The sequence below is a fragment of the Flintibacter sp. genome, from assembly GCF_046973065.1.
Genome location: NZ_JBKVXZ010000048.1, coordinates 18,596 through 28,505, shown reverse-complemented (window position 1 = coordinate 28,505; position 9,910 = coordinate 18,596). Strand labels below are relative to the sequence as shown.

Annotated in this window: 10 protein-coding genes; 7 read left to right on the top strand and 3 right to left on the bottom strand. The window is 54.5% G+C overall.

The features are described 5' to 3' along the window. From xerA to ACLTXB_RS14460, 6 genes are all read left to right on the top strand, one after another. A partial coding sequence (gene xerA / locus ACLTXB_RS14485; RefSeq protein WP_428227484.1) for a site-specific tyrosine recombinase/integron integrase occupies positions 1-1,064 on the top strand: 1,064 nt, incomplete at its 5' end. Positions 1,065-1,258: 194 nt separating this feature from the next. Beyond that, positions 1,259-1,612, top strand: a complete 354-nt coding sequence (locus ACLTXB_RS14480) for a phage holin, LLH family (protein ID WP_016405364.1) — start codon at positions 1,259-1,261, stop codon at positions 1,610-1,612. After that, the gene (locus tag ACLTXB_RS14475) at positions 1,599-2,417 is read left to right on the top strand and encodes a CHAP domain-containing protein (RefSeq protein WP_412260360.1); all 819 of its coding nucleotides are present in this window, start codon (positions 1,599-1,601) and stop codon (positions 2,415-2,417) included. Before ACLTXB_RS14480 ends, ACLTXB_RS14475 begins: the two co-directional genes overlap by 14 nt. Beyond that, entirely contained in the window at positions 2,417-2,743 is a 327-nt protein-coding gene (locus ACLTXB_RS14470; protein WP_412260362.1) for a hypothetical protein, read from the top strand. Before ACLTXB_RS14475 ends, ACLTXB_RS14470 begins: the two co-directional genes overlap by 1 nt. An 85-nt stretch (positions 2,744-2,828) precedes the next feature. Beyond that, the gene (locus tag ACLTXB_RS14465; protein WP_412260364.1) at positions 2,829-3,587 is read left to right on the top strand and encodes a DNA adenine methylase; all 759 of its coding nucleotides are present in this window, start codon (positions 2,829-2,831) and stop codon (positions 3,585-3,587) included. A gap of 97 nt (positions 3,588-3,684) precedes the next feature. Then, positions 3,685-3,954, top strand: coding sequence for a helix-turn-helix domain-containing protein (locus ACLTXB_RS14460; protein ID WP_412260367.1), 270 nt, complete (start codon positions 3,685-3,687; stop codon positions 3,952-3,954). Positions 3,955-3,999: 45 nt separating this feature from the next. On the opposite strand, the gene ACLTXB_RS14455 is transcribed toward ACLTXB_RS14460, so the two are convergent. The 3 genes from ACLTXB_RS14455 to ACLTXB_RS14445 form a co-directional block, all read right to left on the bottom strand. Next, positions 4,000-4,365, bottom strand: a complete 366-nt coding sequence (locus ACLTXB_RS14455; RefSeq protein ID WP_428227483.1) for a cytidylate kinase family protein — start codon at positions 4,363-4,365, stop codon at positions 4,000-4,002. An 85-nt stretch (positions 4,366-4,450) separates the two neighbouring features. Then, on the bottom strand, positions 4,451-6,553 hold the full coding sequence (locus tag ACLTXB_RS14450) for an efflux RND transporter permease subunit (protein ID WP_412260370.1): 2,103 nt from the start codon (positions 6,551-6,553) through the stop codon (positions 4,451-4,453). A gap of 20 nt (positions 6,554-6,573) precedes the next feature. Next, positions 6,574-9,132, bottom strand: coding sequence for a hypothetical protein (locus ACLTXB_RS14445; RefSeq protein ID WP_308542075.1), 2,559 nt, complete (start codon positions 9,130-9,132; stop codon positions 6,574-6,576). A gap of 148 nt (positions 9,133-9,280) precedes the next feature. Here ACLTXB_RS14445 and ACLTXB_RS14440 point away from each other — a divergent pair, with 148 nt between their 5' ends. Continuing rightward, positions 9,281-9,868, top strand: coding sequence for a TetR-like C-terminal domain-containing protein (locus ACLTXB_RS14440; protein ID WP_287553897.1), 588 nt, complete (start codon positions 9,281-9,283; stop codon positions 9,866-9,868). The last annotated feature ends 42 nt before the right edge of the window (positions 9,869-9,910 follow it).

Sequence of the window (9,910 nt, the reverse complement as noted above, 5' to 3'; positions counted from 1 at the left end):
GTCATGATTGCATTGCCGCCCAGCCCATATCCCGCAGGCGCCTTATTCGACAAGGCTGCCATATCCAGATATACTGGGTGAAAAAGGAGGTAGCGGATATGGATGCGAAAAAGGAACTGATTGACCAGCTAAAAACTATGGCGGGATGCTGTGAGAATGAGCTGAAAGTGCTTCTGGATGGATATTGCATCACTAGAGAGCCAGTACGAGAGAGAAGCAATCTCAAAAAACAGATTTCGGCGTTTTTGACGGCAAAAAAAATAGATGGTCTATCCCACAAAACCCTGAAAAACTATCGAGAAATGCTCACGTCGTTCCATTCTCAGGTGGACAAGCATATAACGAAGATCACCACAGATGACATCCGGACCTACATCGGCTATTTAGCTGATGAGCGCAGGCTGAAGGACAGCAGTATCCAGACACACATCAACACTTTGCGCTCCTTCTTTTCCTGGTTAGATATGGAGGACATTATTAAGAAAAACCCTATGCGGAAGATAAAGTCTCTCAAAATTGATCGCATGAAAGCCCGTCGACCTCTCACCCCTGAAGAACTGGAGCAGCTCCGGGATGGATGTTGTTCTTATAAGGAAAAGGCCCTTGTGGAGTTTCTGGTTTCTTCAGGTTGTCGATTGAACGAGGTTACGGGGATACGAATCGATCAAATAGACTGGCAGAGTCGGAGCGTTGTAGTTCTAGGCAAAGGGCATAAAGAGCGGACCGTGTATTTTTCTGTTCGAGCAAAACTAATGCTCCGCGAATACCTATCCTGTCGGAAGGGTGGCGAAGCACTCTTTGCAAGCACCAGAAAGCCTTATGCTGCTATGTCTCCAAGGGCTGTTGAGAAAGCATTGCAGCGGATCGGAGAGAGGGCAGGAGAAACCAGGAGGATATATCCCCATCTGATGCGCCATACCTTCGCAACAAACGCCCTGCATGGGGGGATGGATATTACAATAATCCAGCACCTACTCGGCCATAGCGACCCCAAAACAACTTTAATTTATGCAGAGCTTAGACCGGATGCAATCCGCTATGCTTATGAGAAAGTAATAGCTTAGTATACAAATTATTTGAAGTACGCCTGGAGCTTATATCTTCAGGCGCTTTTGTCCTGCCCATCCCGCTCGAAAGGAGGTGGGGTCTATGCCCTGGTAAACATCCTCCCAAGGAGGCTTTTACAGCTCCCTTGGGAGGGCTTTTTTATCCCTTCAAATCCCATTTAAGAAGCAATTTTAAGTAAGGAGGATGTACTATGTTTGACATCACCGCGATCATCGAAGCTGTTTTCATGCTCCTGGCGGCTATCATCACCGCCATTGTCATCCCCTATATCAAGAGCAAGACCACGGCTTCCCAGCAGGCTGAGATCAATGCCTGGGTGAAGATTGCCGTCACCGCTGCCGAGCAGATCTACACCGGCTCCGGCAGGGGCGAGGAAAAGAAAGCCTATGTGCTGAACTGGCTCCGGGAGCATGGCATTACCGTTGACACCGACAAGCTGGATGCGCTCATCGAGGCGGCTGTATATGAACTGACGAACAACGGCCTGCTTGCCATTGAGCAAGGTGTTATTGTCGGAGAGGATGATGGCCATGAAGCCGGTTGATAGACTGCTGGCCACGGCCCGAGCCGAGATCGGCTACATCGAGAAGGAGACCAACGCCCATCTCGATGATAAGACGGCCAACGCCGGGGACGGGAACTGGAACAAGTATGCACGCGACCTGGATGCCCTGGGCGTGGTCTACAACGGCAAGAAGAACGGCTATGCCTGGTGCGACATCTTCACGGACTGGTGCTTCATCCAGACCTTCGGCCTGGAGCTGGGCCTGCAGCTGCTCTGCCAGGCCAAGAAAGGAGTGGGGGCTGGCTGCTCCGGCTCCGCCAACTACTACAAGCAGAAGGGCCAGTTCCACACCAGCGGCCCGCAGCCCGGCGACCAGATCTTCTTTACGAAGGACGGCGGCAAGTCGTTCTACCACACTGGCATCGTGGAGAAGGTGGCCGGAGGCCGGGTGTACACCATTGAGGGCAACACCAGTTCCGCAGCAGGTGTCGTGGAGAACGGCGGCTGCGTCCGGGACAAGAGCTATTCCCTGACCTACAGCAAAATCGGCGGCTATGGCCGCCCCGATTTTTCCATTGTACCGGAGGAGGACGACGATATGGATCAGACCAAGTTCAACGAAATGTTCGCCACTGCAATGGCGGAGTACCGAAAGCAGCTCCGTGACAACGACAGCGGCGACTGGAGCCAGAAGGCCAGAGAGTGGGCCGTGTCCGTGGGCCTATTCGCGGGCAACGGCACCCTGGACAACGGGGAGCCGAACATGATGTGGGAGGACTTCCTCACCCGCGAACAGGCCGCCCAGCTCTTCTATCGCTTCGCCCTGGATCATGGGCTGGCGTGATGGGCGGGAAGCGCCTGGCCCAAGCAAGGGCGCATAGGCGGCTGGAGTTTTCAAAGCGCCTGGTCGCTGATATTCGCTCTCTCCTTTGGGTCGTAACAATAGGCGGGCTTGCCCTGGCTGCCTATTGCATCCGAGTCGGCTACACCGGATCCCTGCCGTGGATCTCCGCCATGGTGGGGCTTCCCTGGACGGCCCACGGAGTGGTGTGCAGTTTCTATCTCAACATGGCAAAATCAGACCACTCTGCAGGCGGGATCACCTTTGAAAGCGCCAAGGCCAAGGGCTTCCAAGAAGCCGAGGGAAGTGAGAACAGCCCTGCAATCTAAAGCCCTGCAGCTCCCGTAGCTGCAGGGCGCTTCCATAGCTCATCCGAGGATAATGCCCCTTCATTATTTGAAAGGATGAAGTGCTATGGAAAGTTTCATCGGATGGATCGGCGGCAAGCGCGCCCTGCGTAGAGCCATTTTAGAGAGGTTTCCCGATGATGCGGTGGGGCGCTATATTGAGGTGTTCGGCGGTGCGGCCTGGGTGCTTTTCGCCAAGGAAAAGAAGGCAAACCAGCTGGAGGTGTACAACGACATCAACGGCAACCTGGTCAACCTTTTTCGTTGCGTGAAGTACCACTGCGGGGAGCTGCAGCGTGAGCTGGAATGGATGCTGACCTCGCGGGAACAGTTCTTTGACTGCCTGACGCAGTACCAGGCGCGCGGCCTGACGGACATCCAGCGCGCCGCCCGCTTCTTCTATGCAGTCAAGATCAGCTTCGGATGTGATAACCGCACCTATGCCACCAGCTCCAAGCAGATCGACAACGCTGTGGAGTATATGACCAAGGTACAGGAACGGCTCCGGGGCGTGAACATTGAGAACAAGGACTTTGCAGACCTTATCAAGGTCTACGACAGGCCCACAGCCCTGTTTTACCTCGACCCGCCCTATGTGAACACCGAGAAGTATTACGACAGCCCCTTCTGTGCCCAGGATCACCAACGCTTAAGAGAGGTTTTAAGCCATATAAAAGGCCGTTTCATCCTCTCCTACAACGACCACCCGCTGGTGCGTGAGCTGTATGCGGACTACCGCATCGAGGAGATCACGCGCACCTCCACGCTGGCCGGGAATGGAAACAATCAGACGCAGTATGCGGAGCTGATTATCCGCAATTTCTAACGAAGTTCGTTAGTTCGTCACGCTCCGAGTTATTCACTCACAAATCGACCCAATATGCCCCCTATTTTTGGTAGTATATCCCTAAAGGGGCAGTGAGATGATAAAAAATCACCTATCTCGAATCCTCGGAGAGCGCAGATGGACACGCGCAAAACTTGCCCGGCTGACCGGAATCCGCCCGTCCACCATCGGTGACCTTTACAATGAGATGGCGGAGCGGGTGTCTTTCGATCAGCTGGACAGGATTTGCGAGGTCTTGGACTGCAGCATTTCTGACCTGCTGGAATACATACCGAACCAGCAGCGCAGGACTGGCAAAGACCTGATTCTGGAGGAACACGGAAACCGCAGGAAAAACCGACCCTAAATCTGAGCAAAAGGAATGGCGCTTAAGAGGTTTCTTAAAACCCTTTTAAGCGCCGTTTCTTTTTGCAGATTGTTTGAAAAATTTTCGCAGCTTGTTTGCAAAGCAACAGCAGTCTTCCTCTTTGGCAATGCGCTTGATCTCATGGCTTTGCAGGGCAAACAGGACCTCAGAAGTAGGTAGCCCCCGAATCACATGGTAATTTCCCTCATAAACGCCCTGATACAGGAACGGATTAGTGGCCCTTTCGTCGGAACTTTCCATGAGATTAGCGGAAAGCTCCCCATATTTGCAGGCCAGGTGGAGAAGTTCCCGTTCATAGACCTTAATCCCCAGCCGCTCCGCTGTCCGGACCGCAATTTCATGTCCGCCGCTGCCAAATTGCCTGCCGATACAGATGACCCTGTGTCCCATAAACATCACCGTTTTAAATAAATTTCTCCGCGAGATTTCTCGTTGATATAGCGCAAGTAACCGCCGAGTCGGAAAGAATAAACCGTTATTTCCCAGACACCATAGGCTCCTTTACCTGTTTGACTGGAAGACGCCAGTGGAGGCTGGTCTTGTTGAAGATGGGCTCGCAGACGCACAGCACTGGGGGCATGATAAACATGCTGATGACAGCTGAGATCAGGGCGCCGCGGGCCAGCATCATGCAGATGGAACTGATGATCTCAATCTCGGAGATCGTCCCTACACCCAGGGTGGCGCAGAACAGCACCAGAGAACTGGTGATGATGGAGGCATCCGAGGAAGTGGCCGCGATGCGGATAGAATCCTCCCGGCTCTTTCCAGCCCGCAGCTCCTCCCGGAAGCGGGTAGCCATCAGAATCGCGTAATCCACCGTGGCGCCCAGCTGGACGCAGCCGATGATGGTGGGGGACACGAAGGGGATGACCGTGCCGGTAAAGTAAGGAATGCCCTGGTTGATAAAAATGGACAGTTCAATGGCCGCTACCAGCACGAGGGGCATGGAGAGAGATCGGAACACCACCATGATGATCAAGAAGATGGCGGCAAGAGAGATGTAGTTGGTCACCTTGAAATCCACAGCGGAGGTGTCGATCAGATCGTCGGTCAGTACCGCCTCACCGGTGATGAGCGCTTCGGGGTCATAGCTCTTTATGATGCGCTCCAGTTCTTTCAACTGGACGGATACCTGGTCAGAGGCAGCCGGATATTCGGAGTTGACCATCATCATCTGCCAGCCGCCTTGTTTCAGCATATCACGCAGGGCCTCAGGAATGAAAAAATCAGGAATGCCGCTGCCCAGCATGGCGTGATAAGAGAGGACAGAGGTAATGCCTTCCACATCCTTTACGGAGGTCTCCAGTTGATTCATCTCCGTGGAGGAGAGATCGTCCCGCAGCAGCACAAAGTGGGAAGCCGCCATGTCGTAGTCATTTTTCAGTTTGTTGTTGGCGACGATGGAGTCCATGTCCTGGGGCAGCGCCTCATCCAGCTTGTAGTAGACGGCGGTGTGGCTCTGGGCGTATACCGCTGGCAGGAACAGCAGCAGAAAGACGGCCACAAACACCCGCCGGTGGCGGATGATAAAGCGATTCATCTTTTCAAAATTGGGGATCAGCGTCCGGTGCTTGTGCTTTTCGATTTTTTCGTCAAAAATCAGCAGCAGTGCGGGCAGCACCAGTACCACTGTGGCCACGCCCAGCACCACGCCCTTGGCCATGACCAGGCCGATGTCCCGGCCCAGGGTCAGCTGCATGAAGCACAGCGCCAGGAAACCGGCGATGGTGGTCAGGCTGGAGCCGGACAAGGAAGTAAAGGCAGCCACAATGGCCTCCGCCATGGCGTCCCGGGGATCCTCATGAAGCAGCCGTTCCTCCCGGTAGCGGTGGTAAAGGAAGATGGAGTAGTCCATGGTGACGCCCAACTGTAAAACCGCCGCGATGGCCTGCGTGATGTAGGAGATCTCCCCCAGGAAGATGTTGGTACCAAAGTTGTAGACGATGGCCATGCCGATGCTGAGCAGGAACACAAAGGGTAGTACCATGGATTCCATGGTCAGAGACATGGCGACGAGGGACAGCAGTACGGCCAGGCCCACGTAGATAGGCAGCTCCTGATCCACCAGATCCTTGGTGTCTTTGATGACCACGGAGAAACCGGCCAGGAAGCATTTTTCATTGCACAGCGACCGCACGTCATCAATCGCCTGCATGGTCTCCTCCGCCGCACCGGACTTCTCATACTGGATGATCATCATGGTGGAATCACCGGCGAAGAACATATCCCGCAGGGCAGCGGGGATGAAATCCGTGGGAATCTGGATGCCAACGGCGTTGCTGAGCCAGATGGCGCTGGAGACGCCGGGAACCTCCTTGATCTCGTTGATGAGGTCGTTGGTATAGGCGGCGGGCATGCCCTCCACGATGAGCATACTGGTGGCCGCCATGTGGAAAGGTTCCTCCAAAAGACGCTCACCCTGAACAGAATCCAGATCTTCCGGCAGATAAGACAAAATATCATAGTTTACCCTGGTGCCGATATAGCCCAGCGCAGAGGGAATCAACAGCAAGACAGCAATCAATGCCACTAGCTTTGGCTTACGGGTCAGAGCGTGGGCAATTTTTTTTATCATGGAACACACCTCTTAACTGTTTACCGGAAGATACCGGCCAAAGCGTTCCAGAAATCTCGGAACATCTGTCCTACCCGCCCCCAGAAAGTGGAGGGCGCCGCTTGGATTTGATCAGCGCTCTCGGCGGGAGCGTCAGATTTCTTAATTTCTTGGGTGCGGATCAGGACCTGAATACTGGTAGGGGCAGCGTTCTCATCCGAGGTCAGGGACACTGCCTCAGCGGTCGCGTCCATTAGCAGCAAATTGTTGATATCACCGGTATACTCGTTCCATGTATCTTCAATAATCCCATTGATGGCGTCCTTGGCCGTCTTCACATCGCCAACGGCGTCTGTACTGCGTGCAGTTTTCCGCAGGGTTGCCGCCAGGTTTTCCAGACTCTTTTTCGTTCCCTCATCCAGCTGGGTGCCGGAGGTCTTGGCCAGGGAGCGGAAGGAGGTCAGGAAACCGTGGGTGTCGTCGATGGTGGTCACCATGTCGGTAACGAGGGTTTTTGTATCCTGCAGAGTGCCGCGGAGGCCGGGGACCTGGTCGTTGATGGTGTCATCCAGTTCTTTGATGTCACTGAGAAGAGTGTCCACCCGGTCCAGGATATCCCGGCCCACATCGGCGGCGTCATTCAGATGGCCTAGGGCGGTGTCGGTCTTGCCCACCAGGCTGCTGAGATCGCCGGTGAGACCGCCGCTTCCCATGTCGGTCAGCAGATCGCTGAGATTTTCCAGCAGGCCGATGACTCTTGAGAGGTCGTGGTCTCCATTGAGCTCGGAGAGCATTTTGCCGGTTTTGGCATAAGCAGCTTCGTTGGCCAGAATTTTGCCGATGTTTTCCGGGGTTTTCTGATCGGCAGGCAGGGCGTTGATATCGCTGAGCATCAGCATGGCGGTAAAGAAATCCGCCTTGGTCATGGGCTGGTCAGTGCCGCCGCAGACGGCGATATAGACCTGCTCCATCACAATTAGCTGCGGCTTGGCGGCGGCATACTGGGCCGCCTGCTCATTGGTCAGTTGCCCTTGCGCTACCAGATATGCCAATGCCTGCTCGTCGGTCAACGCTGGATTGGAAGCCTTGACGGAAGCAATACCTGTATCAACGGCCTGCACCTGCTGAAGCAGGCCAACGGCATCTGCGGCTGACGATGCCTTTCCGCTGGCAATCAGGGCGGCAATTTGGTATTGCTGGTATCCGATGGTTTCCGTAGGCTGCCCTTCGCTGTCCCTCGCCACACCGGCCCAAACGGTTTCCAATCCCTGTACTTGTGTCAGCACGGCATCCAACTGCTGTCCCTGAACTTTGATCTTTTCCTGTACATTGCTGGGCAGTTCGGAAATCAGTCCACCGTTGATGCGGATGTCCAGAAGCTGAAGTGTTTCTTTCAGCTCCTGCAAACTGGTTTGCAGCTTTTTCAGATCGGCACCCAACTGGTTCAGGTGACTCTGCATATCACCGCTGCCGGAGCGGATGTTTTTGATGTCCCGCTGCAGATCCTTCAGGCAGTCATCCACATCGTCCAGGTTTTCCCGGAGGCTGACGGCGGTGTCCGTGACCTCGGACAGGGAGTCCGTGACCTCGGTGATGGAGTCATCGGCATCGTCCAGATGGCCTGGAATGGTATTTAGAGAGTTATTAAGTGATTCCAGATCATTCAGAACCTTATCTCCGTCGGCGTAAATCTGGTCTTTGCCGTTGGAAATGGTGTCCCGGGCATGATTCAGCTGATCCAGGCCGTCGGCGGTGTCCCGCAGGCTGCTGCCCAGGTCTGCAAAGGAATTCAGCAAAGTATCCAGACTGCCGGAGAGCTTGTTGTAGTCCTCCTCTAAGTCATCTTTCCGCTGACTCAGCTTGGCGATTTCCTCCAGCTGGCCCAGGGTGGCGGGGACCATCAGAATGGTCAAGCCATCAAAGGAAAAATCCTCACAGCCCACCCGGATGACGAAGTGCTGCTCTTCTCCCGGCAGGGCAATAAACAGCACAGCCCGCAGATTGCCAATCAGCTGCACCTGGGCGCCGGGGGCCTCCAGGGACAGGATGTTGTCCTGGTTGAACACGGCCATGGCTTCCAGTGTGTAGTTGTTTCGAGCATACTCACTGGCAGCCTCGTTGGGGATGGCGTCCAGGGTGATCTCCACCACGCCGGTCTTGCCGGCGAGGTCCTCGGCCCGGGCGGCAACGCCGTTGAGGGTGTAGGAGACCGACAGCGTCCAGGGCAAGGCCTCAAAGGGTGCCGCCGTCTTGCCTTCGAAATAGAAATGGGACGGAGCATCTTTCCCACTGAACGAAAAGGTGGTGGCATTGCCGGCCACCGCAGGTGTCGTGCCATCGGTTAGATTTACTACTTCGTCGTAAGTACCGTAGTCCGTCAGGGATGTGGCGCCGTTGAGGGTATAGCTTTTCACCACGCTGCCGTCCAGCAGATTTCCATAGTAATCCAGCGTGGCATAGTAAGCTTCGTCATAAGTTGGCGTCACGCCGTCGCCAATCGGCTCCGCGGCGGCAGCCGGAACAATGCAGGCTGCCGCCAGCAGAATGGCCAGTGCCGACGACAGCAGACGCTTTCCCATCAGATGTGTATGTTGGCGCATACGAATTCCTCCATTTAATCGACTGATGTTGCTTAACATATTTTTGTTGACTTATCAAATCAAGTTGATTATAATGAAAGCAAGAAGCTTGGGGCAATAGGCAAATCCGGGCAAATGCCTAAATTTTCCCGAAAGAAAGGACTCTGTCATGCTGAAGAATCCCGAGGATCGCCGTGCCAGACGCACCCGCAGACTGTTGAAGGAAAGTCTGCTGGAGCTGATGGAGCAAAAACATTTTTCAGAGATTTCCGTCCGGGATGTGACGGACAACGCCGATATGAACCGCACCACGTTTTACCTCCATTACACGGATACTACTCAACTGCTGCAAAGTATGGAGGAAGACCTGCTGGCAGAGGCCCAGGTGCTGGTGGACGCCCATATCCAGGAAACGGTGGCGGACGGCACCCTGCGCCCCGTGTTCGAGCCAATCCTGGACTTTGTGGTGGAGCATCGGGAGGTCTGCACTATCCTGTTTGAAAACAACGAGGTTAGCCAGTTTGCCGAGCATTTGCAGCAGCTGATTCACCGTAACGGCACGGAGGTCATTCGGGCCTGGTTCCAGCCTATGGATGACCAGCAGCTGTCCTATTTACTGAGATTCATCACCTATGGTCTCATTGGCCTGATTCGTGAGTGGTTCCAAAAGAACATGGACCTTCCCAAGGAAGAACTGCTTGTCACCGCGGAGTTTCTGGTGGATGGCGCGACTTCCCGGCTCTTGAAAGACGCATGAATCAGAGTGCTGGCATTGTTCTCACTGCATTTCCAAGTCATA

Coding starts and splice junctions, on each gene's coding strand:
- ACLTXB_RS14480 (WP_016405364.1), top strand. CDS start 1,259: ATGTTTGACATCACCGCGATCATCGAAGCTGTTTTCATGCTCCTGGCG.
- ACLTXB_RS14475 (WP_412260360.1), top strand. CDS start 1,599: ATGAAGCCGGTTGATAGACTGCTGGCCACGGCCCGAGCCGAGATCGGC.
- ACLTXB_RS14470 (WP_412260362.1), top strand. CDS start 2,417: ATGGGCGGGAAGCGCCTGGCCCAAGCAAGGGCGCATAGGCGGCTGGAG.
- ACLTXB_RS14465 (WP_412260364.1), top strand. CDS start 2,829: ATGGAAAGTTTCATCGGATGGATCGGCGGCAAGCGCGCCCTGCGTAGA.
- ACLTXB_RS14460 (WP_412260367.1), top strand. CDS start 3,685: ATGATAAAAAATCACCTATCTCGAATCCTCGGAGAGCGCAGATGGACA.
- ACLTXB_RS14455 (WP_428227483.1), bottom strand. CDS start 4,365: ATGGGACACAGGGTCATCTGTATCGGCAGGCAATTTGGCAGCGGCGGA.
- ACLTXB_RS14450 (WP_412260370.1), bottom strand. CDS start 6,553: ATGATAAAAAAAATTGCCCACGCTCTGACCCGTAAGCCAAAGCTAGTG.
- ACLTXB_RS14445 (WP_308542075.1), bottom strand. CDS start 9,132: ATGCGCCAACATACACATCTGATGGGAAAGCGTCTGCTGTCGTCGGCA.
- ACLTXB_RS14440 (WP_287553897.1), top strand. CDS start 9,281: ATGCTGAAGAATCCCGAGGATCGCCGTGCCAGACGCACCCGCAGACTG.